This window comes from Bovifimicola ammoniilytica, from assembly GCF_025567085.1.
In the GTDB taxonomy this organism is placed as follows: Bacteria; Bacillota; Clostridia; order Lachnospirales; family Lachnospiraceae; genus Bovifimicola; species Bovifimicola ammoniilytica.
In genome coordinates, this window is record NZ_JAOQJN010000002.1 from 216,002 (window position 1) to 242,567 (window position 26,566).

Annotated in this window: 23 protein-coding genes and 1 other annotated feature; of the genes, 22 read left to right on the plus strand and 1 reads right to left on the minus strand. The window is 32.9% G+C overall.

All coding sequences use genetic code 11. The annotated features are described in order from the left end of the window. Positions 1-2: 2 nt before the first annotated feature. The 9 genes from OCV48_RS02815 (at position 3) to OCV48_RS02855 (ending at position 8,871) form a co-directional block, all read left to right on the plus strand. Positions 3-470 carry a CinA family protein gene (locus tag OCV48_RS02815; RefSeq protein ID WP_262558719.1) on the plus strand — a complete coding sequence of 156 codons (468 nt, stop codon included), beginning with the start codon at positions 3-5 and terminating at the stop codon, positions 468-470. 341 nt (positions 471-811) lie between these two features. Beyond that, positions 812-1,864 (plus strand): recombinase RecA, encoded by a 1,053-nt coding sequence (gene recA, locus OCV48_RS02820; protein ID WP_021983079.1) that lies wholly within the window; start codon positions 812-814, stop codon positions 1,862-1,864. 2 nt (positions 1,865-1,866) lie between these two features. Then, on the plus strand, positions 1,867-2,490 hold the full coding sequence (locus OCV48_RS02825) for a regulatory protein RecX (RefSeq protein ID WP_021983080.1): 624 nt from the start codon (positions 1,867-1,869) through the stop codon (positions 2,488-2,490). Positions 2,491-2,644: 154 nt separating this feature from the next. Then, a complete protein-coding gene (rny, locus tag OCV48_RS02830; protein WP_021983081.1) occupies positions 2,645-4,201 on the plus strand; it encodes a ribonuclease Y in 1,557 nt (518 codons plus the stop codon). 318 nt (positions 4,202-4,519) lie between these two features. Further along, positions 4,520-5,806, plus strand: a complete 1,287-nt coding sequence (locus tag OCV48_RS02835; RefSeq protein WP_021983082.1) for a PLP-dependent aminotransferase family protein — start codon at positions 4,520-4,522, stop codon at positions 5,804-5,806. 22 nt (positions 5,807-5,828) lie between these two features. Further along, a complete protein-coding gene (gene proC, locus OCV48_RS02840; protein WP_021983083.1) occupies positions 5,829-6,623 on the plus strand; it encodes a pyrroline-5-carboxylate reductase in 795 nt (264 codons plus the stop codon). Between the two features lies 1 nt (position 6,624). Further along, the gene (locus OCV48_RS02845) at positions 6,625-7,158 is read left to right on the plus strand and encodes an NUDIX hydrolase (protein ID WP_021983084.1); all 534 of its coding nucleotides are present in this window, start codon (positions 6,625-6,627) and stop codon (positions 7,156-7,158) included. A gap of 198 nt (positions 7,159-7,356) precedes the next feature. Continuing rightward, positions 7,357-7,902, plus strand: coding sequence for a hypothetical protein (locus OCV48_RS02850; RefSeq protein WP_147591097.1), 546 nt, complete (start codon positions 7,357-7,359; stop codon positions 7,900-7,902). Between the two features lie 78 nt (positions 7,903-7,980). Next, positions 7,981-8,871: a site-specific tyrosine recombinase gene (locus tag OCV48_RS02855; protein ID WP_021983086.1), complete on the plus strand. Its 891-nt coding sequence runs from the start codon at positions 7,981-7,983 to the stop codon at positions 8,869-8,871. A gap of 294 nt (positions 8,872-9,165) precedes the next feature. Here the strand turns inward: OCV48_RS02855 and OCV48_RS02860 are convergent, their stop codons facing one another. Next, positions 9,166-10,194 (minus strand): 3-deoxy-7-phosphoheptulonate synthase, encoded by a 1,029-nt coding sequence (locus tag OCV48_RS02860; RefSeq protein ID WP_021983087.1) that lies wholly within the window; start codon positions 10,192-10,194, stop codon positions 9,166-9,168. Positions 10,195-10,389: 195 nt separating this feature from the next. Between OCV48_RS02860 and OCV48_RS02865 the strand changes: the two genes are divergently transcribed. From OCV48_RS02865 to trpC, 13 genes are all read left to right on the plus strand, one after another. Further along, a complete protein-coding gene (locus OCV48_RS02865; protein WP_147591186.1) occupies positions 10,390-11,562 on the plus strand; it encodes a phosphopentomutase in 1,173 nt (390 codons plus the stop codon). Positions 11,563-11,587: 25 nt separating this feature from the next. After that, the gene (locus OCV48_RS02870) at positions 11,588-12,913 is read left to right on the plus strand and encodes a pyrimidine-nucleoside phosphorylase (protein ID WP_021983089.1); all 1,326 of its coding nucleotides are present in this window, start codon (positions 11,588-11,590) and stop codon (positions 12,911-12,913) included. Between the two features lie 119 nt (positions 12,914-13,032). Next, complete coding sequence (locus OCV48_RS02875; RefSeq protein ID WP_147591098.1) at positions 13,033-15,066, plus strand: LTA synthase family protein; 2,034 nt, start codon at positions 13,033-13,035, stop codon at positions 15,064-15,066. Positions 15,067-15,235: 169 nt separating this feature from the next. Next, positions 15,236-16,441, plus strand: coding sequence for a D-alanyl-D-alanine carboxypeptidase family protein (locus tag OCV48_RS02880; protein WP_394803220.1), 1,206 nt, complete (start codon positions 15,236-15,238; stop codon positions 16,439-16,441). A gap of 131 nt (positions 16,442-16,572) precedes the next feature. After that, on the plus strand, positions 16,573-17,352 hold the full coding sequence (locus OCV48_RS02885) for a segregation and condensation protein A (protein ID WP_021983092.1): 780 nt from the start codon (positions 16,573-16,575) through the stop codon (positions 17,350-17,352). Next, positions 17,353-17,922 carry an SMC-Scp complex subunit ScpB gene (gene scpB, locus OCV48_RS02890; protein WP_021983093.1) on the plus strand — a complete coding sequence of 190 codons (570 nt, stop codon included), beginning with the start codon at positions 17,353-17,355 and terminating at the stop codon, positions 17,920-17,922. 482 nt (positions 17,923-18,404) lie between these two features. Then, complete coding sequence (locus OCV48_RS02895) at positions 18,405-19,718, plus strand: extracellular solute-binding protein (protein ID WP_021983094.1); 1,314 nt, start codon at positions 18,405-18,407, stop codon at positions 19,716-19,718. Positions 19,719-19,828: 110 nt separating this feature from the next. Further along, positions 19,829-21,136 (plus strand): carbohydrate ABC transporter permease, encoded by a 1,308-nt coding sequence (locus tag OCV48_RS02900; RefSeq protein ID WP_021983095.1) that lies wholly within the window; start codon positions 19,829-19,831, stop codon positions 21,134-21,136. Next, the gene (locus OCV48_RS02905) at positions 21,136-21,975 is read left to right on the plus strand and encodes a sugar ABC transporter permease (RefSeq protein WP_021983096.1); all 840 of its coding nucleotides are present in this window, start codon (positions 21,136-21,138) and stop codon (positions 21,973-21,975) included. Before OCV48_RS02900 ends, OCV48_RS02905 begins: the two co-directional genes overlap by 1 nt. A gap of 178 nt (positions 21,976-22,153) precedes the next feature. Then, positions 22,154-22,390: a binding site (T-box leader), on the plus strand. 271 nt (positions 22,391-22,661) lie between these two features. Continuing rightward, positions 22,662-24,131 carry an anthranilate synthase component I gene (gene trpE, locus OCV48_RS02910; protein ID WP_147591099.1) on the plus strand — a complete coding sequence of 490 codons (1,470 nt, stop codon included), beginning with the start codon at positions 22,662-22,664 and terminating at the stop codon, positions 24,129-24,131. Between the two features lie 19 nt (positions 24,132-24,150). Next, positions 24,151-24,717 carry an anthranilate synthase component II gene (locus OCV48_RS02915; RefSeq protein WP_147591100.1) on the plus strand — a complete coding sequence of 189 codons (567 nt, stop codon included), beginning with the start codon at positions 24,151-24,153 and terminating at the stop codon, positions 24,715-24,717. A gap of 33 nt (positions 24,718-24,750) precedes the next feature. Then, positions 24,751-25,758: an anthranilate phosphoribosyltransferase gene (gene trpD / locus OCV48_RS02920; protein ID WP_021983099.1), complete on the plus strand. Its 1,008-nt coding sequence runs from the start codon at positions 24,751-24,753 to the stop codon at positions 25,756-25,758. Positions 25,759-25,774: 16 nt separating this feature from the next. Beyond that, the gene (gene trpC / locus OCV48_RS02925; protein ID WP_021983100.1) at positions 25,775-26,566 is read left to right on the plus strand and encodes an indole-3-glycerol phosphate synthase TrpC; all 792 of its coding nucleotides are present in this window, start codon (positions 25,775-25,777) and stop codon (positions 26,564-26,566) included.

The window sequence follows — 26,566 nt, forward strand, 5'->3', positions numbered from 1 at the left end:
TGATGGAAGAGAAAATTGTCAGATTTCTAAATGAACATAATATGATGATAACAACTGTGGAGTCATGTACAGGCGGACTTATAGCAGCAAGGCTTGTAAATGTATCAGGTGCATCGAATGTGTTTAGCGAAGGATATATTACGTATTCAGAAGATGCAAAAGCTAAAATGGTAGGTGTCAATCCTGAAACTATAAAAAAATACAACGTGGTAAGTGAAGAGGTCGCATATGAGATGGCATCAGGTGGTGCTAAAACCGCAAATGCAGATGTGGCTGTATCAGTTACTGGAGTTGCAGGACCACTTGGAGGAACGAAAGATATTCCAGTTGGAACAGTATGCATAGGTGTATATTATAAAAACAAAGTTATAACAGAAAAGTTCCTGTTTAATGGAGATAGATTACAGGTTAGGAACCAGGCTGTGGATAAGGCATTAGAAATGGTCTGGAATGAATTTAACAATAGATAAGATAATATAAATGATAATAAATTATATATAATAAAATTTCGAATAATATTTTCGGCTCTATATAGTGTATCTTAAATGTACATACACCATATTGAGCCGAAAATATTTTATATTATATGGATTAAGATATGTTTTATACTTCAAATGTGATACAAAGGATATGCCTGCTAAAAAATCACAAAATAAAAAGTTAAATTACATATTGACAAAAAATAATAAATATCATATATTATATATAAAATAATCCATGGAATATAGATAAAAATAAGTTGACAAATATTAGTTAATATTATATTATATTTAAAGACGAACATTAGTTCGATTAGACGGAGGTATTATTTATGGATAACAGTGAAAAACTAAAAGCATTGGAATCAGCAATTTCACAGATAGAGAAACAGCATGGTAAAGGTTCGGTTATGAAGTTAGGAGATCCTAAGTCAACCATGAATATAGAGACAGTACCTACAGGTTCATTAAGTCTTGACCTTGCACTTGGTCTTGGTGGAGTTCCTAAGGGAAGAATTATTGAGGTATATGGACCTGAATCAAGTGGTAAGACAACAGTTGCATTACATATGATAGCAGAAGTCCAGAAGAGGGGTGGAATTGCAGGCTTCATAGATGCTGAACATGCACTTGACCCGGTTTATGCTAAAGCTATTGGAGTTGATGTGGATAATTTATATATATCACAACCGGATTTTGGTGAGCAGGCATTAGAGATTGCAGAGACATTTGTTCGTTCAGGTGCTGTTGATATTGTGATTGTCGACTCGGTTGCAGCACTTGTACCTAAGGCAGAAATTGATGGTGATATGGGCGATTCCCACATCGGATTACAGGCACGACTTATGTCTCAGGCACTTAGAAAATTAACGGCAGTTATAAGCAAGTCTAATTGTATTGTGGTATTTATTAACCAGTTAAGAGAGAAAGTTGGTGTAATGTTTGGTAATCCGGAGACAACAACCGGCGGTAGAGCATTAAAATTCTATGCATCAATAAGATTAGATGTAAGAAGAATTGAGACATTAAAGCAGGGTGGAGAAATAGTTGGAAACAGAGCAAAAGTTAAAGTTGTTAAGAATAAGGTTGCGCCACCATTTAAGGAAGCTGAATTCGATATTATGTTTGGTAAAGGAATCTCAAAAGAGGGTGATATACTTGATCTTGCAGCTAACTGTGGAATAGTTTCTAAGAGTGGAGCATGGTATGCATACAATGGTGATAAGATTGGCCAGGGTAGAGAGAATGCTAAACTTACTTTGCTTAATAATCCTGAATTAATGGAAGAGATTGAGAAAGCAGTAAGAGAAAAATATGCGTTAAATTCCAGTGGAGAGACTGAGAGAGAGAATGCTTCTAAGGAAACAGATGAATCGGAAGAATAGATATGATTGTAACAGATATTGTCAGAACGGATAAGAAGAAAAGTTTAATATACATTGATTACGAGAAAGCATTTTCACTATATAATAGTGAGATTACGAGATTGGGTATAGAAACGGATAAAGAGCTTGATAGCACTTCGTATAATGAGATTATGAATGATATTCTACCTGAAAGATGCAGGGAACGTGCAGTGTATATATTAAAAGATTCAGACAAATCAGAATTTATATTGCGGGATAAACTGTCTAAGGGCGGTTATCCCGCAATTATAATAGATAAAGTAATAGCTGATTTTAAGGAATATAACTATATAGATGATGAAAGATATGTGAAAAATTACGTCAAATATAACATTTCAGCAAAGAGTAAGTCTAGAATTATTAATGAATTATATGCAAAGGGAATTTGCAAAACTTTAATTAGCAAAGCATTTGATGAGTATGAAGATGAGGATATTAATGAAGTCCAGTATGAATTGGTCAAGAAAGAATTTCTAAAAAAAAGATATGATTTTCTTGGAGATGATAAGAATCTTCTTAATAAAATTATAACTGCACTAATGCGTAAAGGATTTAAATACGATGATATAATGCAAGTTTATTATGAGCTTAAGAGAGAAAACTGATTATCAGAAAATTATACAAAAAACAATTGAGATTTTTCTTCTTTTATATCAAAATGCATATGAAAATGTGAACTTTACTTGACATAATTCTAAAAACAGTATAAAATTTATATGTTGTGATTGTACAATGAAAACTAAATAAGGAGGTGCTCCTGTGAATACACCTACAATAATAGCAATTAGTGTAGTTGCTACCTTGTGTATTGTTTTTCCAGCAGCTTGGTTTTTAGCAGTTGCCCATCGCAAGAAGTCATATGAAGCGAAAATTGGCAGTGCTGAAGAAAAATCAAGAGAGATAATAGATGAAGCTTTAAAGACAGCAGAAACTACTAAAAGAGAAGCAGTATTAGAAGCTAAGGAAGAGTCAATAAAGACTAAGAATGAGCTTGAAAAGGAAAGCAAAGAGCGCAGAGCTGAGATTCAACGTTATGAGAAACGTATACTTTCTAAGGAAGAAGCGTTAGACAAAAAAGCTGAACAGATGGAAAGAAAAGAGGGTTCTCTTGCAAAACGTGAAGAAGAATTGGCTAAGATGCGTGAAGATGTCGCTAAATTAAATGAACAGCGTGTACAGGAATTAGAAAGAATCTCTGGTTTAACCTCCGAACAAGCAAAAGAATATTTGTTAAAAACTGTTGAAGAAGAAGTGAAAATTGATACTGCTAAGATGGTTAAAGAACTTGAAAGCAGAGCAAAAGAAGAAGCAAGCAAAAAGGCAAAGGAATATGTTGTTACAGCTATTCAGAAGTGTGCAGCAGACCATGTTGCAGAAACAACAATATCCGTTGTTCAACTCCCTAACGATGAAATGAAGGGCAGAATTATAGGTAGAGAGGGTAGAAATATCAGAACTCTTGAAACTATGACAGGCGTAGATTTAATTATTGATGATACTCCTGAAGCAGTTATTCTTTCAGCATTTGATCCAATAAGACGTGAAGTTGCACGTATTGCTTTGGAGAAACTTATTGTTGATGGAAGAATTCACCCAGCTAGAATTGAGGAGATGGTTGAGAAAGCTCAAAAAGAAGTAGAAACAATGATGCGTGAAGAAGGCGAAGCCGCAACATTGGAAGTTGGTGTTCATGGTATTCATCCGGAATTAGTTAAATTATTAGGAAAGATGAAATTTAGAACAAGTTATGGACAAAATGCACTTAAACATTCAATCGAAGTTGCACAGTTATCTGGATTGTTAGCAGCAGAGATTGGTGTAGATGTTAGAATGGCAAAGAGAGCTGGTTTATTACATGATATAGGTAAATCGGTTGACCATGAAATGGAAGGTTCACATATCCAGATTGGTGTTGACTTATGTAGAAAATATAAGGAATCTCCAGTTGTCATCAATGCAGTCGAAGCTCATCATGGTGATGTTGAGGCTGAATCATTGATTGCATGTATTGTTCAGGCAGCTGACACTATTTCAGCAGCTAGACCAGGTGCTAGAAGAGAGACATTAGAAACATATACCAACAGATTAAAACAATTAGAAGATATAACCAATTCCTTTAAAGGTGTTGAAAAATCTTTTGCAATTCAGGCAGGTAGAGAGATTCGAGTTATGGTTATCCCAGAACAGGTTAGCGATGCGGACATGATACTTTTAGCGAGAGATTTGTCTAAGCAAATCGAGCAGGAATTAGAGTATCCGGGCCAGATAAAAGTTAGTGTAATCAGAGAAAGCAGAGTAATTGATTACGCGAAATAAAGGATTATGATAAAAAAAGTCAGGTTTATATAATAATCAAATTATATGAATCTGGCTTTTTAATTATATAGAATTGGATTGTGGAATAAAATATCATAACTGATATTCTTATATATATTAAAAATATATGTTGATATGTAATTTTGGTATATCATTTTTGTAGTTTTAATATATAAATATAATATGCTGCTCAGAAACAATAAGTATTGCAAAATGCAGACTATTATATTAAAATAGTTTAGAGAATACAGATCGGGGCGAAAAAAGCAGAAATATATTTATTGATTTTGCCGGGCGTTCCCAAAATGGAGGATTAAAATGAAGTCGTATAGTGAATTAACTAGAGATGAATTATTAACAATTAAAGATGAACTTGAGAAAGAGTACAAAGAGGCTGCATCTAAAGGGTTAAAGTTAGATATGTCAAGAGGTAAACCAGCAGCTAAACAGCTCGATTTATCAAGAGATATGTTAGATGTTGTAAACAGTTCTTCAGATTTGAAATGTGAAGATGGCGTAGATGTAAGAAATTATGGTATCTTAGATGGTATATCAGAAGCTAAGAAGATAATGGCTGACATATTAGGTGTATCTTCAGATAATGTTATAGTATTTGGTAATGCAAGTTTAAATATAATGTATGATATGGTATCACGTGCAATGCTTTTTGGAATTCTTGGCAGCACACCATGGAGTAAATTGGATAAAGTTAAATTTTTATGTCCTGTACCGGGATATGACAGACATTTTGCAATTACAGAGTTATTTGGTGTAGAGATGATTAACATACCAATGAAAGCTGATGGCCCTGATATGGACTTAGTTGAAAAATATGTGAATAATGATGAAAGTGTTAAAGGTATATGGTGTGTTCCTAAATACTCTAATCCACAGGGTATAACATATTCTGATGAAGTTGTTAAGAGATTTGCAGCACTTAAACCAGCAGCTAAAGATTTTAGAATTTTCTGGGATAATGCCTATGCAATTCATGATTTATATGAAGACGATAAAGATGAATTATTAGAGATATTTGCAGAATGTAAAAAAAATGGCAATGAAGATATGGTATATGAATTCTGTTCTACATCAAAAGTTACATTTGCAGGTGGTGGTATTTCAGCACTTGCTGCTTCAAAATCTAACATTGATGATGTTAAGAGAACAATGACAATACAGACAATTGGACATGATAAGGTTAATCAGTTAAGACATGCCAGATATTTTAAAGATATAAATGGTGTATATGACCATATGAAGAAGCATGCAGCAATCTTAAGACCAAAATTCGAAGCAGTAATTAATGAATTTGAAAAAGAATTATCAGGACTTGGAATAGCTTCATGGGTAAAACCAAAGGGCGGGTACTTCATTTCATTTGAGACAATGGAGGGATGTGCAAAAGCTGTTGTAGCTAAATGTAAAGAAGCAGGAGTTACACTTACAGGAGCAGGTGCAACATATCCATATAAGAAAGATCCTAATGATAGCAATATAAGAATTGCTCCATCATTGCCTACAGAAGAAGAATTAAAACAGGCAACAGAACTATTCATATTATGTGTTAAATTAGTAAGTGTTGATAAATTATTAGAAACAGCATAACAGGTGCGGAAAAGAGGAAGTCATGAAAATAGGTTTTATTGGAATGGGTAACATGGGATATGCTATGTTAAAGGGAATATTACAGGTATTTCCTAAAAATGATATTATATTTACAGATGTAAATAAAGAACGTTGTATGACAGTAAGTGAGGAAACAGGTATAGAATATGCCGAGTCGAATGCTGAATGTGCAAATAAGGCAAAATATGTTATTTTAGCAATAAAACCCCAATACTACAATCAGGTGCTTAAGAATATCGAAAATGTTATAAGACCTGACCATGTTGTGATTTCTATTGCTCCTGGAATAACTATTGATACACTTAAGAATGCCCTGGGTTTTGATAAAAGAATTGTTCGTGCGATGCCAAACACACCTGCATTATTAGGTAATGGAATGACAGGAATCTGCTATGATGATAGGTTATTTGACTTTAATGAAAGAGATGTTATCGGTAAAATATTCTCATCATTTGGAAGATATATAAAAGTAGAAGAACGTCAGATGAGCGCTGTTGTATGTGTGAGTGGAAGTTCACCTGCATATGTATATATGTTTATTGAAGCATTAGCTGATGGTGCTGTAAAATATGGTTTACCAAGAGATGTGGCTTATGAAATGGCTGCACAGGCTGTTATGGGTTCAGCTAAAATGGTATTAGAAACAAAAGAACATCCTGGTAAATTAAAAGATCAAGTATGTTCACCTGGTGGAACAACAATTGCCGGGGTATCGGCACTTGAAGAATATGGCTTTAGAAATTCTATTATTAAAGCAACAGATGAGTGTTATAAGAAGTCAGAGGGTATAAAATAATATGGAAAAGTATAACAGAGTCAAAAGGGAACTTGTGCATAAAGGTACAATTATAAATATGTACAAGGATTATATAGAAGTTCCTAATGGAAATCATGTAGAATGGGACTTTATAGGACATAATGGTGCGGCGGCTGTTATTCCGATAACTGACGATGGCAAGATTCTTCTTGTTAAGCAATGGAGAAATGCATTAGACAGATTTACAATTGAATTGCCGGCAGGAGGACTTGAAAATATAGATGAGCCAATGATAGAATGCGCGGCAAGAGAATTAGAAGAAGAAACAGGCTATAAATCAGATGATTTAGAGTTTTTGTTATCTCTTAGGACAACAGTTGCGTTTTGCAATGAACGAATAGATGTGTTTGTTGCAAGAAATCTTATAAAAACTCATCAGCATTTAGATGAAGATGAGAATATAGAGATACAGGAATATGGTATAGACGAACTGCTTAAGATGATTAGAAAAGGTAAAATGCAGGACTCAAAAACTGTATCAGCAATATTAGCATATAAGATTTTCTACTTATAATTTATAACTAGTAAAGTATATTTGTTTTTGAATTTAAGATGATATATAATTTCGAATCTGAAATATGTATATTTAAGATAGTAATAAGATATACAGAATATGTATTGAAAATAGTAATATATTAAATATAGAAAAGCATATATTCATTTAGGAACTTATCCAAAATTTTAATGTTTTGAGAAAGAGGGTAAATGAGATATGCTTTTTTCTTATAGAAAAACACATATATTTTTACTAATGAGTATGTTATTGGGCGTGATATGTGGAACAGTTTTATTCAATCGTCTTGATGATATTAATAGAAATAATCTAGTTATTTATTATAATTATATTGTAGGCAGAATGAATTTCAGAAAAATATGTGAGACAGATTATTTTGTCTATGTATTATTAAATAGGACAAAGGAAATTATCTTTCTGATAGTTCTAGGACTCACAAGCTACAGAGTATTGTTTCATTCGGCTTTTTTATGGTATTTCGGGATGAAAAACAGTATTTTAATAGGATTGTTTACTGTAGCAAAAGGAAGTACCGGTGTGTTGTGGTATCTACTGTTTACGCAGCCACATATGATTCTATACATAATTATAATATGGTATCTGATTACGAAAATGGATTTTGAAGATTTTAGCCAGAGAAAACAGACAGGGATTAAAGAAATATTTAAGCTGATTTTTGCTATAATTCTACTGAGTTTAACGGAATGTTTTATGAATATTTTCATAATGTCAAAATTCATTTGATTTTATCGAAGAAAGACTATATAATATCTTATATATGGGTATTTTAGAAAAAAACTATAGATGCAAAGGGTGGATACTATGGAAGAGACGATTGAGCTCTTTATATCTTTTATAAGAGATATAAAGCAGGTATCTGAGAATACATCAATTTCCTATAAAAGGGATTTGATAAAGATGAGTCAGTATTTTAAAAAGCAGGGATACTATTCTCCAGAGAAGATTACAGCGACAAGCATTAATACATACATATTGTGGTTAGAAAAGAATGGTTGTGCATCAACTACGATTTCAAGATATATTGCTTCGATGAAGGCATATTTCCATTATATGTTACAGATTGGCAAAATCGATAGTGATCCAACATTGTTACTTAGAGGTCCTATAAACGTGAAAAAGACCCCGAATGTATTAAGCGTAGAGGAAGTTGACAGATTGCTGAAGCAGCCATCAGACAAGAATAATAAAGGCATAAGAGATAAAGCTATGCTTGAGTTATTATATGCAACAGGAATAAGAGTATCAGAACTTATTGGATTACGTTTAGAAGATGTTAATATGCAATTAGGATATATAGTATGTCATGGACGTGATAATAATAAAGAAAGAGTTGTGCCTTTTGGATTATCTGCTAAAAATGCTATAACGAAATATATTGAAACTGCAAGAAAAGTTTTAATTAAGGGAAAGGAAAGCGATATTCTGTTTGTAAATTGTTCAGGTGGAGCTATGAGCAGACAGGGTTTTTGGAAGATTGTTAAATTATATGGTGAGATGGCAGGAATAGATGAAACTATTACACCACATACACTCAGACATTCATTTGCACTTCATCTTGTAGAAAATGGTGCAAATCTTCAAGCGGTACAGGAGATGCTTGGACATTCAGTAGTAGCTACCACACAGATGTATGTTAATATGAAAGGTTCTAAGTTAAGAGATGAGTATTCTAAGAATCATCCAAGAAAATAGAAAATGACAATGATAGAATCAAATGAAATTAGCAATAAAAATGAAATATAAAATATAAGGAAAAATATAGAAAAAATATAAAGAAAATAAGAAATTAATATTAAGATAATAAAATACTGTGTCAGGAGATATAATCAATATCTCGTGACACAGTATTTTGTATTAAATGTATAGAAAATACAAAAAATCCCTATACAATCTGATATTCATTTAATAATTAAAACATAAATGTGTTAAGCATTATACTATGCAGGCAAAATGAGCCTTTTTGACATTTTACCCCCTGGCATTATGTTATAATAAATCAGCAATATCAAGAATTAATGATTCTGTCTGCTCCCATCCGATACAAGGATCTGTAATTGATTTACCATAAATATGTTCTCCTACTTTCTGGGAACCTGGCTCTATGTAACTTTCAATCATTAAACCTTTAACAAAATTATTAATATCTGAAGAATGTCTCATGCTATGAAGAACTTCTTTTGATATTCTAATCTGTTCGATATATTGTTTAGCTGAATTAGAATGATTGCAGTCAACGATAACAGCAGGGTTTTTGAGGTCTAATTCACTGTACATATTGTGGAGACGAATTAAATCTTCATAGTGGTAGTTAGGGATGCACTGACCGTGTTTATTAACAGCACCACGTAAGATTGTATGTGTTAGTTCGTTGCCAGTTGTCTTTACTTCATACCCTCTGTAGATAAATGTATGTCCTGACTGTGCTGCTATAACTGAGTTAAGCATAACTGATAAGTCGCCGCTTGTTGGATTCTTCATGCCTGCTGGAATGTCCATTCCACTTACTGTTAATCTATGCTGCTGGTCTTCTACTGAACGGGCACCAATTGCAACATAAGATAAAATATCTGAGAAATATCTGTAATTCTCTGGATAAAGCATTTCGTCAGCAGCAGTAAGTCCTGTTTCATTAATAATTCTTATGTGCATTCTTCTGATTGCCATAAGACCTGCTACAAGGTCTGGTTTCTTCTCTGGATCTGGCTGGTGTAACATACCTTTGTAGCCCATACCTGTTGTACGAGGCTTGTTCGTATAGATTCTTGGAATAATTAAAATCTTATCTTTAACTTTTTCCTGAACCTTAGCTAATCTTGAAACATAATCAGCAACCGCATCTTCATTATCTGCAGAACAAGGTCCTATTACTAATAAAAACTTATCAGATTCACCTGTAAATACTTTTTTAATCATGTCATCTCTGTCTGCTTTTAATTTTACAAGGTTTTCTGGTAATGGAAATTCTTCTTTAATTTCAGCAGGAGTTGGCATTTTCTTTAAAAAATCGAAACTCATTATGTTGTCCTCCTTAATCTGTATATAAACTTTTAGATGATATTATAATATATATGTGTCAAAAAAACAAGCAACTAATAATGATTTAATCCATCCTGACAAATGTTTGCAACTGGAAAAAAGTAAGAAAATATGATATTATTATAAATATTAAGAAGGTTGTAAAAAGTAAGAATGGAGGTCAGTGTGAAAGATATGCAGATTAAAAGAGTTATTTGGATTGTACTTGACAGTGTTGGAATGGGTGAGTTGCCTGATGCAGATAAGTTCGATGATGTTGGAACAAATACAATAGGTCATGTATCAGAGAAACATAATGGATTAAAAGTGCCTAATATGGTAAAAATAGGATTAGGTAATATTAATGGAATTGTTGGTATTGATAAATGTGATAATCCGATTGGATGTTATGGTAAGATGGCTGAGATGTCAAATGGTAAGGACACTACAGTGGGCCATTGGGAAATGGTAGGAATATATTCGTCTAAGAAATTTCCAACATATATGGATGGCTTTCCTGAAAATATTATTGACGAATTTATAAAGGAAACCGGTGTTCCAGGAGTTCTCGGCAATAAGGTAGCGTCAGGTACAGAGATAATAAAAGAATTAGGAGAAGAGCATATAGCTACTAAGAAACCGATTATATATACATCCGCAGACAGCGTATTTCAGATTGCATGTCATGAAAGCATATATTCACCGGAAGAATTATATAAAATGTGCAGGATAGCAAGAAGTATATTAAAAGGAAATGATGAAGTGGCAAGGGTAATAGCAAGACCATTTGAAGGAGAGAAACCATTTACAAGAACAGCAAACAGAAGAGATTTTTCTAAATTACCTGATAGAAATAACCTGCTTGTCAAAATGAAAGAAAAAGGAATGAATGTTGCGGCAGTTGGAAAGATCGAGGATATATTTGCAAAAGAGGGTATTACTGATGCGATTCATACTAAAGATAATATGGACGGAATGGATAAAACCCTGGATTATATGGATACAATAGATAGTGGACTGATATTTACTAATCTTGTTGAATTTGACTCGAAATGGGGACATAGAAATGATTATGAAGGATATGCAATTGGATTAGAACAGTTTGATGAAAGACTGACAGACGTAATGGATAAAATAAAAGAAGATGATATACTGATTATTAATGCTGACCATGGCTGTGACCCTACGACTAAGGGAACAGACCATACAAGGGAATATGTTCCGTTGTTAGTATATGGTAAATCATTAAAGAAAAATGTTAATCTTGGAATAAGAAGTACATTTGCAGACGTCGGACAGACAATTGCACAGATAATGAATGTTGATAAATTAAGCATTGGAGAGAGCTTTTTGGAAGATATTATTTAACAAATGCTCAGAAACGAGGATTACTATGAGAATATATGATATTATAATGAAAAAAAGAGATGGATATGCACTTGATAAAGAAGAGATAGAGTTCTTTGTAAATGGCTTTACAAAAGGGGATATTCCGGATTATCAGATATCGGCATTACTTATGGCAATATATTTTTCGGGAATGAATGAAGAAGAGACATTGAATCTTACTATGGCTATGGCAAATAGCGGTGACAGATTAGATTTATCAGGGATAAAGGGTATAAAAGTAGATAAACATAGTACGGGAGGAGTAGGAGATAAGACTTCTCTGGTGCTTGGACCGATGGTAGCGGCCTTAGACGTTCCGGTTGCTAAGATGTCAGGAAGAGGGTTGGGACATACCGGAGGGACAATTGATAAATTAGAGAGTATACCGGGTTTTTCAACAGTATTGCCTGAACAAAAATTTATTGATAATGTTAATAAATATAAGATTGCTCTTGTTGGACAGACTGCTAATTTAGCTCCTGCAGATAAAAAACTTTATGCGTTAAGAGATGTAACGGCTACTGTAGACAATCTTTCGCTTATTGCCAGCAGTATTATGAGTAAAAAGCTGGCATCGGGTGCAGATGCTATAGTGCTTGATGTCAAAACGGGCAGTGGTGCATTTATGAAGCAGGAAAAAGATGCTATAGATTTGGCGAGAGAAATGGTTAAGATAGGTAATGGCGCAGGAAAGAATACGGTTGCGATTGTTTCTGATATGAATGAGCCGCTTGGTAAATCGGTTGGTAATGCACTTGAAGTAAAAGAAGCGATTGATACACTTAACGGAAATGGTCCTGAGGATTTACTTGAATTATCATTGGTATTAGGTGCACATATGCTTATTGCGGCTGGTGTGACAGATGATTTAGAAACGGGAATAAATATGTTAAAGCAGACGATTAATGATGGAAGAGCTATTAATAAAATGCGTGAATTTATAGAAGCACAGGGTGGAGATGGAGAAGTTGTAAATAATACGGAACTGTTGCCTAAAGCATCTATAATAATGGATATAATAGCAGAAGAGTCAGGCTTTGTTGAAAGTATTAATACTCAGGAGATAGGAATAGTTTCGCTTACTCTTGGTGGAGGCAGGGAGACTAAGGATAGTAAGATAGATTTATCGGTCGGAATTGTACTTAAGAAAAAGGTGGGTGACAGAGTAGAAAAGGGTGATACTGTTGCTACACTATATGCAAATGATATTGAGAAATTAAAAGCGGCTAAAGATAGATTTGAAAGAGCTTATGAATTCTCAAAGACGCCAGTGAAGAAACAACCATTAGTTAAATGGATTATTTCTAAAAATGGTGCAAAGAAATATTAATGCTAGTGTGAAACGTTATGGAAATGTGAAATATTTATGAACATATGGACACAAAAAAATAATTGTGCTAAACTATCACTAATTTGTCAAAAATATATGTTGATGGAAAGGCAATAGAAATGAATAAGATAAAAGATTTTTTCAAAAACAAAATATATAGAAATAATATTCTGATTTTTATATTACTTCCTATATGCATAGAACTTGTTATAGAGATTTTAAATAGAGGCTCTTTAATAAAAGGGTTTAAGTTTATGTTTACAAGTCCATTTATATTCTTCTGTAATTTAATGTTTATTTTTGTTTCTATATCAATTGGATTATTAACGAGAAGAAGAGTTTTTTATATCGCATTTGTATCAAGCATATGGTTAATAGCAGGAATTATTAACAGAATTCTTTTAATGGTAAGGGTTACACCATTTAATGCAAATGATCTTAAGCTTATTGATGCTGCAGTGGCGATTGTTGACCAGTATTTCACACCGTTTTTAGTAAGTCTTACGATGATTGGCCTGATATTATTACTATTAGTAATTGTAATGTTATTCTTAAAAGGACCAAAGATTTCATATAAGATAAATTATTGGAAGAATATTGTAATTGTAGGAATAGGTTTCGTGGTATGTGTGCTTAGTACCAATATTGCATTGGACACAGGTACTCTTGTTACAAAATTCCCTAACCTGACGATAGGATATAATAAATATGGTTTTGTATACTGCTTCGGTGCAGGTCTATTCAATTCAGGCGTTAAGAAACCATCTGATTATTCTAAGGACAAGATTGATTCGATAATTGATACAGATGATAATAATACGGAAGATAATGAAGTTAAACTTAACAAGGTAGAAAGGAAACCTAATATAATCTTCTTACAGCTTGAATCATTCTTTGATATTAATAAAGCAACAGACATTAAGTTCTCGAGTGACCCGATACCATATTTTAATCAATTGAAGAAGGAATATTCATCAGGTTTTTTAAATGTATATAATGTTGGATATGGAACCTGTAATACTGAATTTGAGATAATGACAAGTATGAATCTTGATGATTTTGGACCAGGCGAGATACCATATAAGACGGTACTTAAATCAACTACGTGTGAAAGCACAGCATTTAATTTGAAAGAATATGGATATTCAACTCATGCTATGCATAATAATGATGCAACATTCTATACAAGAAAATCTGTATTTCCACACCTTGGATATGATACATTCACATCAATAGAGTATATGAATGTTGAGGAATATACTCCTGAGGGATGGGCTAAGGATAAAGTTCTTACTGATGAAATTATAAAGACACTTAAGAGTACAGATTGCCCGGATTATATATATACTATTTCTGTTCAGGGGCATGGAAGTTATCCTACTTCAAAGGTTATTGAAAATCCGGTAATTAAAGTAGAATCAGGTGCTGATGATGAAGGCAGAAAGAATGCGATTGAATATTATGCTAACCAGATTCATGAAATGGATGAATTTATTAAGAAATTGACAGAGGCATTATCTGATTGTGGTGAAGATACTATACTTGTAATGTATGGAGACCATTTGCCTGGACTTGGTTTTTCAGAGAAAGATTTATCAAATGGTTCACTTTACCAGACCGAATATGTTATCTGGAATAATTTTGGCTTGCAGAAAAATGACAGAGATTTAGAAACATTCCAGCTTGCACCAAGAATCTTAAAGGAATTAGGTATGAATTCGGGTGTAATTAACAGATATCATCAGCAACATTTAGACGAAGATAAAGATGATGAGGAACACAAAGATTACCTGAGTGGTTTACAGAATCTCGAATATGATATTCTATATGGTGACCAGTTAGTATATAGTGGTGTTAGTCCTTATAGTCCTACGGATATGACTATGGGAGTAGAGGAAATAGAGATAACTAAGATAGAACCTGTTACAGATGGTGATACAGAATATGTTGAGATTAAAGGTAAGAATTTTACAAAGTTTAGTAAAGTTTTTGTAAATGGTGATAAGCGCGATACTGAATTCATAGATACCTCGACACTTAGAATTAAGTATTCAGGATTACAGACACTGGATTCCTTTGTAGTCAGCCAGGTAGATAAAGATAGTGGCTATGTTGTAGGTTCGACAAAAGAATGTCTGTATTATGGTCAATAATATACAAAACAATATAAATTATAAAAAAGTATGATATATGAAAGAATGCATTTGATATAATTAGTGTATTTTGATATTATGATTTAAGAACTTATTAAGTAAGAAAAATAGAATATAAAAGTAAAATCCCCATATAATTAATTAAAAATATTAGTTAGTGGGGATTTTTTTGAAAAGAAACATAGTAGCCATACTACTTGTACTTACTATATTGATATGTAATAACCCGTATATTCAGAGGGCAGAAGCAAATCAGCCTGATATGATTGCAGTTAATGGAGAAAATTCAACAGATTTAGGAATTCAGTCAAAAGCTGCAATTTTAATGGAAGCATCCACAGGTAAAATTTTATATGAGAATAATGCGGATGAGATTGTATCGCCTGCGAGTATAACTAAGATAATGACTCTGATACTGATATTTGATGCGATTAACGAGGGCAAAATAGATTATGATGATGTAGTAACAACAAGTGAATATGCAAAATCAATGGGTGGTTCACAGGTTTTCTTAGAGACAGGTGAGAAACAGACTGTGGAAACACTTGTAAAATGTATTGTCGTAGCCTCTGGAAATGATGCAAGTGTATGTATGGCAGAGTACATAGCAGGAAGTGAAACAGAATTTGTCAGAATGATGAATGAAAGAGCCAGAGAATTAGGAATGACAAATACTGTGTTTAAGGATTGCTGTGGACTATGTGATTCTATGGAACATCATACTTCCGCGAGAGATGTCGCTATAATGAGCAGGGAGCTTATTACAAAATATCCTGAGATTCATAATTATTCTAAAATATGGATGGAAAATATCACACATGTTACTAATAAGGGAAGCATTGAATTTACACTTGCTAATACAAATAAGCTATTGAAACAATATGAATGGGCAACAGGACTTAAAACAGGAAGTACATCACTTGCAAAATATTGTCTTAGTGCAACTGCATGTAAAGACAATATTGAATTAATAGCTGTTATAATGGGAGCACCAGATTATAAAGTACGTTTCTCGGAGGCTGTCACGTTATTAAATTATGGTTATTCTGTAGTATCAATGTATAGTGATAAGAATGATGAAATTAATAGAGAGATTAAAATTTCAGGTGGAGTAAAAAAGACAGTTAAAATTGAACCTGAGAAAGAATTTGTATACATTTGTGGGAAAGATGAGGTGATAAATAATATTACGAAAAAGGTAAAATTAGAAAAGAAAGTTAAAGCACCGGCTAAATCAGGAAGTGTTGTGGGTAAAACTGAATATTATATTGGAGATAATATGATAGGCGAAGTAAACATATGTCTCATAGAAAATGTAAGAAAAGCAGGTTATGTGGACTATTTAAAAAAAATGTGGTATAAATATATAATGTAAAAAAGTATCATTAAATATTTGGTTGACTGATATATAAAAGGTATGCTTTATTTATCTGCTAACATTTAGAAATAATATACAATATATAAAATCATATATGTCATAATCAGAAAGACGAGGATAATTTACATATGAACTTAGAATTTAAGCTGCAGGTATTCGAGGGTCCGCTAGACCTTTTATTGCATTTGATAGATAAAAATAAAGTAAATATATATGATATTCCTATTGTTGAAATCACTGCACAATATATAGAATATGTTCAAAATATGGATAAACAGGATTTGAATCTTGTGAGTGAGTTCCTGGTTATGGCCGCAACTCTTTTAGATATAAAGGCTAAAATGTTACTTCCAAAAGATCCTGAAAACGAAGAGGAGGAAGAAGATCCAAGAGCTGAACTGGTTGAAAAACTTTTAGAATACAAAAGATATAAGTATATGTCATATGAATTGAGAGACAGACAGTTAGATGCAGAGAAAAGTATGTACAAGAAACCGACAGTTCCCGATGAAGTAAAAAAATATGAGCCACCGGTTGATTTAGACAAACTATTAGATGGAATTACATTGCGAAAGCTTAATGCTATTTTTAATGAAGTACTTCGCAGACAGGAGAATAAGATTGATCCTATAAGAAGTAAATTTGGTAAAATAGAGAAAGAAGAAGTAAACTTAGAGGATAAGATGTCTTATGTAGAAGAATATGCAATAAGAAATGGACATTGCAGTTTTAGACAGATTCTTGGCAGACAAAAATCCAAGATGCAGGTTATAGTAACTTTCCTTGCAATATTAGAGTTAATGAAAACAGGTAAAATTCATATAAAGCAGGATAATATATTTGATGATATCGAAATAGAAGCAGTCAGTGAAAATACACAACAAAATACAACTCAGGAGGAAAATTAATTGGAAATATCAAAGATAGAAGCAGCTATAGAAGCGATACTTTTCACGATGGGTGATTCAGTGGAAATAGAAAAGATTTCTATGGCTATTGGACATGATATAAAAACAACACGAAAAATAATACACAATTTAATGGATAAGTATGAGAGCGAAGAACGTGGAATTAAGATATGTGAACTTGAGAATTCGTATCAGATGTGTACTAAGAATGATATGTATGAATATCTGATAAAGGTGGCTTCTCAACCTAAAAAGAATGTGCTTACAGATGTATTATTAGAGACGTTATCGATAATTGCATATAAACAGCCGGTTACCAAAACAGAGATTGAGAAAATCAGGGGTGTAAAATGTGACCATGCGGTTAATAAACTTGTAGAATATAATCTTGTAGGAGAAGTTGGACGACTTGATGCACCGGGACGGCCAATATTATTTGGGACAACAGAGGAATTCCTAAGACAGTTCGGAGTATCTTCTATAGAAGATCTGCCTGAAATAAATGCTGAAAAAGATGAAGAATTTAAGGAAGAAGCAGAAGAAGAGGTGCAGCTTAAGTTAAATGTATAATTTGAATATATTAATAACTCAAAATCTGCATAGACATAACGCAGAAAAGTTAAATGTCAGACATTTTAAGATTTTAATATATGAAAAATATATAAAATAATGAGAAAAAAAACACAGGACGATTTTATGCAATATGCACAAAAAAATGTCCTTTTTTCTTGCTAATAATATTGACAATAATATTAGTGAATGATATACTTACAAAGAACAGTAATAAATAGTGTCAGGTTTTGCACATTTTTACTATTATTCAGTAATAAGGCACTTAATTTTATTAAGTAGTTATTGTGAATATTTACTAGAAATTATGCTTTATACGACATTTAATTTGCTGGGTGAAACATTTAGCTATTGTATATTTTTACTAATGTTAGTCACACCAAAGTTATGTAACAGTCTGCGAACGGACTATTATATGAACGAAAAGATACTGTTCGCAACAAGAAAATTTAAAGAACGTATAGTTCGGAAAGGTAAAAGGTATGAAAAAGAGAATTTTATCAGTTGCCTTAGTAGTAGCGATGGCAACAACAATGTTTGCTGGTTGTGGAAAAAAATCAGACAAGGAAGTTAAAGATGCTGTTTCAGGTATTGATGTAAAAGCAATCGATTTCAAGACAAATCAGCAGCTTACAAGCGACAAAGTTGAACTTACAGTTTGGGAGTCAACAGGTGGACCAGATAAGTTTATTGAAGCAGCAGGAAAGTGCTTCACAAAATTATATCCAAATATCACAATCAAATACGTTAATGTTGAGTCAAGAGATGCTAACTCAAAAATCGTATTAGATGGCCCTGGTGGAAATGGTCCTGACCTTTTCGCTACAGTTCATAACAATGCTGGTGTTATGGCAGCAAGTGCTTCTATTGCTCCAGTTCCAGATTCAGAAAAAGAAATCTTATCTGCTTCATGTAATGCAGCAACATTAGCAGGTGCTACACTTAGTAAAGCAGATGGTACAACACAGCTTTACGGTTATCCGGTATCAGTTGAGACATATGCTTTATTCTACAACAAAGATTTAATTAAAGAGGAAGAAATTCCTAAAACAATGTCAGATTTAGTAACATACATTCAGAATTATGATAAGAAAAGTGGTGTTCAGCCATTCTTATTTGATGCAGGTAATGCATACTATAGTGTAATGTTTACTTCAACACCAACAATTCATCTTTATGGTGAGAATGGTAACGATATCAAGAATACATATATGAATTCAAAAGAGTCAGTAGCACAGATGGCAGATTTCACAGCATTAGCTAAAGCAATTAATCAGAAATCTGGAGATATCGATTATAAACATAACGACTCACTTTTCGCAGCAGGCCAGTTAGCAATGAATGTTTCAGGTGCTTGGAATATCAGAATATTTGAAGAGAGTGGTATTAACTTCGGTATCACTTCAATTCCAGCTTTAACAGGTTCTACAAACCCACCTACAAACTTCATGGGTGTTAGATGTATGTTCGTTTCAGCATATTCTAAACATCAGCCAGAAGCAACAGCATTTGCTGAGTTCTTAATGACTAAAGAAATGCAGGCATTAAGATGTGAACTTACAAGCACAATGCCATCTAGAGATGATGTACTTGACATGATCGATAATGATAAAATCAAAACATACATGGAAGGCATAAATAAACAGATAGCATACTCTTATCCAATGCCAAATATGGCACAGGCAAGTTTATTCTGGACAGCATTTGAATCAGCATTTGCTAACATCTGGAATGGTGAAACAACAGATATCCAGGCAGAACTTGATACAGCTAATAAGTCAGCAACAAAGAAATAATTAAATATAGAATTTTAAATTGTTGTCAAATATGCCAACCAGATAATCTGGTTGGCATAATATAAAAAGGACTCTAGTAGTTACATGAATATGAAAGATAGGTGAGTTGAATGGGAGCATCACTTAAGACTGATGGTTCTTCAAGAAAAAACGTACTTGTATCATCTTGTATATTTATGGGATTAGGTCATATAATTTATCTTAAACAGTACATAAAAGGTGTGCTGTTCGCAATTATTGAAGTGATTATGTTATGTGCATCACCAAAACTTGCACAGATGATTAAAGATATGATTGAAATTTCAAGATGGTATCCAAAAATCAGACCAGCTACATTCAGATTAGTAGATGGTATTATGGCTTTGGCAGTAATAGCAGTATTCGTTATAGCATATATTATATCTGTAAGAAGCGCTTTAGCAGGATATGAGGATTATTGCCTTGATGGCAGATGTAAGAGTAATAAAGAATCAATGCAGGGTGCAGTTGGTAAAGCTTTCCCATTATTGGGATTAGCTCCATCGTTATTGCTTGTGGTATTCTTTGTTATTATACCACTTTTATTCTCTGTAATAGTTGGTTTTACAAACTGGTCGATGCCAGATCACTTGACACCAGGTGCACCAGTTAACTGGGTAGGACTTAAGAACTATTTCAATATGTTCGGTGGTGATTCAAGCTGGACTTCAGCATTTGGTCGTGTTGCAGCATGGACAGTTATCTGGGGATTTTTAGCAACATTTACATGTTACTTTGGTGGTATGGTATTAGCTACATTCTTATATGAAGCTAAATTAAAAGTAACACCAGTTTTCAGAGCTATCTTAATTTTACCATATGCTATTCCTTCAATTTTAACACTTAAGGTATGGCAGAACTTATTAAATGGTACAACAGGTGCAATTAATGCAACATTAAGAGATTTGAATATTATTCAGAATAACATTCCTTGGCTAACAGATAAAACGTTAGTTAAAGTAGTATGTATTCTTATAAATATGTGGGTTGGTGTTCCATACTTCATGCTTCTTATTACAGGTCAGATGACAGCTATTTCAACTGATGTATTTGAAGCAGCCACAATTGATGGAGCTAATAAGTTCCAGATATTCAAGTGTATTACATTACCACTTGTTTTATATCAAACAATTCCACTTGTTATTATGTCATTCACACATAATATCAACAACTTCGGTGCTATCTACTTCTTAACAGGTGGTGATCCAAAGATTAGAGATACTACTGTAACCGGTGCCGGTGCTACCGACTTGTTAGTAACGTGGATATACAAGTTGACTATGGATCAACAGAAATATTGTAATGCATCTGTACTTGCGATGCTCGTATTCGTTGTATTAGCTCCATTTGCAATATTTAACTTTAAAAATACGAAGTCTTACAAGGAGGGTGAATTATAATGAATACTAAAACAAAACAGACTGTATTTAAGACATTAGTTATAGTAATATTAACCATCTGCTCCTTGGTTGTATTATATCCAATTGTTTATGTTATAAGTAATGCATTTTCGCCAAAAGCAACAGCAGCAAACAGTAATCCAATACCATTTGCTGATGGATTTAGTACAATACAGTTTGAAAAGTTATTTAATGAGACAAATTATTTGCTTTGGTTCCAGAATACATTTATTATTGCGCTTTGTACAGCAATCTTAACAGTTATATGTTGTTCATTAGCAGCATATGTATTCTCAAGATTCAAATTTATGTTTAAAAAAAGTATGATGATGGCTATGTTAATCCTTCAGATTTTCCCATCATTTGTTGGTATGATAGCTATATTCGTTATTATTAACAGAATACATGCATACAACCAGTTATGGGGATTAGTACTTGTATATGTTGCAGGTAATATTCCATATAACACTTGGCTCGTTAAGAGTTACCTTGATACAATTCCTAAGTCACTTGATGAAGCAGCAAGAATTGATGGTGCTAACCACTTAAAGATTTTCTTCAGAGTCATTCTTCCAATTGCAAGACCAATGATTATTTTCCTTGCAATTACAAGTTTCACAGGACCATGGATGGATTGGATCTTCCCTAAGATGGTATTAGGACAGAATGAAAAGTATACGCTTGCAATCGGTCTTATCAGCTTTATCGATGGTACAAGAAACCAGTTTACATTATTTGCAGCAGGTGCATTAGTAATTTGTATTCCATTTGTTATTTTCTTCATCATTTCACAGAAAGCAATGACAACTGGACTTGGTGCAGCAGCTGTTAAGGAATAATTTTTCGAATTATTTAGTAATAAGCATATTAAGAACCTCTGGTTATACAGAGGTTCTTTGTTATATAGAAGTATTTTGTCCAATATAGAAATTGTGTGTATGCGATTCTATGTGATTCTATATAGAAAAAAGTATTGACAAATAAATACATATGAGGTAGTATGTATAAAAATAAATATGTAAACCGTTGATGTGGAGATAAAAATGGTTGTGCATTTACAGAGAGTCGTGATGCTGAGAATCGACAAAACGCAGATTATTAAATGGACCACAGAGGGCATGATGAAAAGTGTTTTACTTAGTATCTCATGACGTAGTGCATACGTTAGTTGCTAGGAATATGTTAGTATTCTGAATAAGGTGTACGATTTATCGTAAATCAAGGTGGTACCGCGAAAGTATATTCGTCCTTGACAGAACAGAGATGTTTTGTCAAGGACTTTTTTATTTACCAGGAAATTTCGTTGAAATTGTCCTGGTAAGTAAAAAATGCTCCGCGAGGATCGCACTGCGGCTGAGAATGTCGCAAGCAACATTCTTTATTCTTTAATATGAAAACAATACACAACAAAATACAAAATCAGAATAGAATGTAGTTTATTACCATATGATTTTACAGATAATTAAACATAATATACAACCTTCATTTTGGAATGTCTGACATAAAGAAATGGAGGTTTTTTAATATGAAATTTTTACCATCACTTGAAGAAGCGATTGAATTAAAGAAGTTAGAAGAATATAAGATTGTACCAATAAGCACAGAGATTTTATCAGATATAAAGACACCGATTGAAGTTATGAGATTATTAAAGAATGTAAGCAGTCATTGCTATATGTTAGAGAGTATAGAGGATAATAGAAACTGGGGAAGATATACATTCTTAGGTTATGAACCAAAGATGGAGATAACCTGTACAAATTCAAGATTAGTTATAAAAGGAGAAAAGAAATTAGAAGTTCTTACAAGTAACCCGGGACAATACATAAGAGAAATACTTAATGACTATAAGAGCAAGAAATATGATTATCTTCCAACATTTACAGGTGGACTGGTAGGATATTTTTCATATGACTATATAAAATACGCAGAACATTCATTAAATCTTGATTCTAAAGATGAAGAACACTTTAAAGATGTAGATTTAATGTTATTTGATAAGGTAATAGCATTTGATCATTTCAGACAGAAGATAATACTTATACAAAATGTTAAATTAGAAAATATCGAAAATGATTATGACAAGGCTGTTAAAGAGTTAGAAAAAATGATTGAACTTATTACAAATTATAAGGCTAAGGAGATACCTAAAGGAAGAAAGACTTCAGATTACAGATATCTGTTTGAAGAAGATGAGTATAAAAAAAAGGTTGAAATCACAAAGAATCATATTAAAGAAGGAAATATATTTCAATTAGTTTTATCTAATAGAATTGAAGCAGACTATGAAGGAAGCCTTTTTGATACATATAGAACTCTTAGAACACTTAATCCATCACCATATATGTTCTATTTTTCAAGTGGTGATATAGAAATGGCAGGTGCGTCACCAGAAACACTTGTTAAAGTAACAAACGGTGAAGTCAGAACATTTCCATTAGCGGGAACCAGACCAAGGGGAAAAGATGATGAAGAAGATAAGAAATTAGAAAAAGAACTTCTTGCTGATGAGAAAGAATTGTCAGAACATAATATGTTAGTCGATTTAGGAAGAAATGATTTAGGAAAGATTTGTAAATATGGAAGTGTTAAGGTAGAAAAATATATGGAGATACAGAGATATTCACACGTAATGCATATCGGTTCGACAGTATATGGAAAGATAAGAGATGATAAAGATACAGTAGATGCGATTGAAGCAGTGTTACCGGCAGGAACATTGTCGGGAGCACCTAAAATCAGAGCATGTAAGATAATAAATAAACTTGAGAACAATAAGAGAGGTGTATATGGTGGTGCAATCGGATACCTTGATTTCTCTGGAAATATGGATACATGTATAGCAATCAGACTTGCATTTAAGAAAAATGGTAAAGTATTCATAAGGTCAGGTGCAGGAATAGTGGCAGACAGTGTTCCGGAAAATGAATTTAAGGAATGTATTAATAAAGCAAAAGCAGTATTAACAGCACTTGAAATGGCAGAAAATATTTAAGAAATGGAGGAAAAGACAAATGATTTTATTAATTGATAATTATGATAGTTTTTCGTATAACCTGGTTCAGTTAATTGGTGAAATAAACAGTGACATTAAAGTTATCAGAAATGATGAACTATGTGTTAAAGAAATAGATGAACTACAACCGGAAGCAATCATTATTTCACCAGGTCCGGGACGTCCGTCGGAAGCAGGTGTATGCATAGATGTTATAAAAGAACTTGGCAGCAAATATAAGATTCTAGGCGTATGTTTAGGACATCAGTCAATCTGTGAAGCATTTGGAACAAAAATTATTTATGCTAAACAGCTGATGCATGGTAAACAATCAGAAATTACATTAGACAGTGATTCAAAGATATTCAAAGGACTTGATAATAAAATAAGAGTAGCCAGATATCATTCACTTGCAGCAGATAAAGGGTCTTTAGGTGATGAATTAAAGATTATTGCGTTGACAGATGACGATGAGATTATGGCAGTAGAACATAAGAAATATGATATATATGGTGTACAGTTTCATCCGGAATCAATACTAACACCAGATGGAAGAACGATAATTGAAAATTTCTTAAATATATAAAAATATGTAAGGCATATAGAAAAGAGGTAAATTATGATTAAAGAAGCAATATTAAAATTAGCAAAAAAAGAGGATATAGGATATGATATGGCAATGGAAGTAATGGACGAAATAATGAGTGGAAAAGCTACTGATGTTCAGATAAGTTCATTTCTTACAGCAATGAGTATGAAAGGTGAAACAATTGAAGAGATAACAGGCAGTGCTAAAGGTATGAGAGCGCATAGTGTAAAACTATTAGACCATCAGAATGTACTTGAAATTGTGGGAACAGGTGGAGATGGTTCTAACTCAATTAACATATCAACAATTGCATCAATTATTGTCTCGGCAGCAGGAGTTAAAGTTGCTAAACATGGTAACAGGGCAGCTTCAAGTAAATGTGGTACTGCTGATGTATTAGAAGCCTTAGGAGTAAATATTACTATTTCTCCTGAAAAAAGTACAGAAATACTTGAAAAGATTGGAATCTGCTTCTTGTTTGCCCAGAGTTACCATGCGTCTATGAAATATGTAGGTCCGGTAAGAAAAGAACTGGGAATCAGAACAATATTTAATATTTTAGGACCTTTAACTAATCCGGCAGGTGCAAATATGCAGTTGCTTGGTGTATATGATGAAGAACTTGTAGAACCACTTGCAAAAGTATTATTTAATCTTGGTGTAAACAATGCAATGGTAGTCTATGGTCAGGATAAGATTGATGAGATTTCGATGAGCGCACCTACAACTGTATGTGAGGTGAGAAATGGACATTATACTTCATATGAGATTAAACCTGAAGATTTTGGTTTCACAAGATGCGATAAGAAAGATATTGAGGGTGGAACTCCACAAGAAAATGCAGCTTATGCATTAGAAATTTTGAAAGGTGCAAAAGGACCAAAGACAGATGCTGTACTTATCAATGCCGGAGCTGCCATACATATTGCAAAACCTGATGTTAGTATAAGCGAAGGTATAAAAATTGCAAGAGAAACATTAGAGAGTGGAAAGGCATTAAAACAATTAGAAGAATTTGTTAAATTTTCCAATATGTAAAAAGGAATGAACTAAAATGATATTAGATAAGATAGTTGAAAGCACGAAGATTCGTGTCAATAAAATTTACGAGAATGAAAATGTTAATAAAATCAAGGAAGATGCAATAGAACTCGCAAAGAATGATAAGGATAAATACAGGTTTGAAAAGTCACTTAAGACAAAACCAATTGCATTTATATGTGAAGTTAAAAAGGCATCTCCATCAAAAGGCATTATAGCAAAAGATTTTCCGTATGTAGAAATTGCAAAAGAATATGAAGCTTCAGGTGCAAATGCGATTTCTGTGCTTACAGAGCCGGATTACTTTAAAGGAAGTGTGGATTTTCTTAAAGAAATAAGTAAAAATGTAGATATTCCATTGTTAAGAAAAGATTTTATAATAGATGAGATTCAGATATATGAAGCAAAGGTAATAAGAGCAAGTGCAATATTACTTATTTGTGCAATATTAGATGAAGATACATTAAAGAGATATTTTAAAATTGCAGATGACTTAGGAATGTCGGTACTTGTTGAAGCCCATGATGAAGAAGAAATACAGAAGGCTATAAGATGTGGAGCAAGAATCATAGGTGTTAATAACAGAAATCTTAAAGACTTTACTGTGGATATTAATAACAGTATTAATCTGCGAAAGTCAGTTGATGAAGATATTATATTTGTTTCAGAAAGTGGAATTAAAAATTCTAAAGATATAAAGAGACTTGTTGAAAATAATGTTAATGCTGTATTAATAGGTGAGACATTAATGAAATGCAGTGATAAGGCAGCAATGATTAAAGATTTAAAATCTGAAGTAGTCTGA

Bases quoted from the DNA above. Each gene is read 5' to 3' on its own strand.
- OCV48_RS02815 (WP_262558719.1), top strand. From the start codon at position 3: ATGGAAGAGAAAATTGTCAGATTTCTAAATGAACATAATATGATGATA.
- recA (WP_021983079.1), top strand. From the start codon at position 812: ATGGATAACAGTGAAAAACTAAAAGCATTGGAATCAGCAATTTCACAG.
- OCV48_RS02825 (WP_021983080.1), top strand. From the start codon at position 1,867: ATGATTGTAACAGATATTGTCAGAACGGATAAGAAGAAAAGTTTAATA.
- OCV48_RS02835 (WP_021983082.1), top strand. From the start codon at position 4,520: ATGAAGTCGTATAGTGAATTAACTAGAGATGAATTATTAACAATTAAA.
- proC (WP_021983083.1), top strand. From the start codon at position 5,829: ATGAAAATAGGTTTTATTGGAATGGGTAACATGGGATATGCTATGTTA.
- OCV48_RS02845 (WP_021983084.1), top strand. From the start codon at position 6,625: ATGGAAAAGTATAACAGAGTCAAAAGGGAACTTGTGCATAAAGGTACA.
- OCV48_RS02850 (WP_147591097.1), top strand. From the start codon at position 7,357: ATGCTTTTTTCTTATAGAAAAACACATATATTTTTACTAATGAGTATG.
- OCV48_RS02855 (WP_021983086.1), top strand. From the start codon at position 7,981: ATGGAAGAGACGATTGAGCTCTTTATATCTTTTATAAGAGATATAAAG.
- OCV48_RS02860 (WP_021983087.1), bottom strand. From the start codon at position 10,194: ATGAGTTTCGATTTTTTAAAGAAAATGCCAACTCCTGCTGAAATTAAA.
- OCV48_RS02865 (WP_147591186.1), top strand. From the start codon at position 10,390: ATGCAGATTAAAAGAGTTATTTGGATTGTACTTGACAGTGTTGGAATG.
- OCV48_RS02870 (WP_021983089.1), top strand. From the start codon at position 11,588: ATGAGAATATATGATATTATAATGAAAAAAAGAGATGGATATGCACTT.
- OCV48_RS02875 (WP_147591098.1), top strand. From the start codon at position 13,033: ATGAATAAGATAAAAGATTTTTTCAAAAACAAAATATATAGAAATAAT.
- OCV48_RS02885 (WP_021983092.1), top strand. From the start codon at position 16,573: ATGAACTTAGAATTTAAGCTGCAGGTATTCGAGGGTCCGCTAGACCTT.
- OCV48_RS02895 (WP_021983094.1), top strand. From the start codon at position 18,405: ATGAAAAAGAGAATTTTATCAGTTGCCTTAGTAGTAGCGATGGCAACA.
- OCV48_RS02900 (WP_021983095.1), top strand. From the start codon at position 19,829: ATGGGAGCATCACTTAAGACTGATGGTTCTTCAAGAAAAAACGTACTT.
- OCV48_RS02905 (WP_021983096.1), top strand. From the start codon at position 21,136: ATGAATACTAAAACAAAACAGACTGTATTTAAGACATTAGTTATAGTA.
- trpE (WP_147591099.1), top strand. From the start codon at position 22,662: ATGAAATTTTTACCATCACTTGAAGAAGCGATTGAATTAAAGAAGTTA.
- OCV48_RS02915 (WP_147591100.1), top strand. From the start codon at position 24,151: ATGATTTTATTAATTGATAATTATGATAGTTTTTCGTATAACCTGGTT.
- trpD (WP_021983099.1), top strand. From the start codon at position 24,751: ATGATTAAAGAAGCAATATTAAAATTAGCAAAAAAAGAGGATATAGGA.
- trpC (WP_021983100.1), top strand. From the start codon at position 25,775: ATGATATTAGATAAGATAGTTGAAAGCACGAAGATTCGTGTCAATAAA.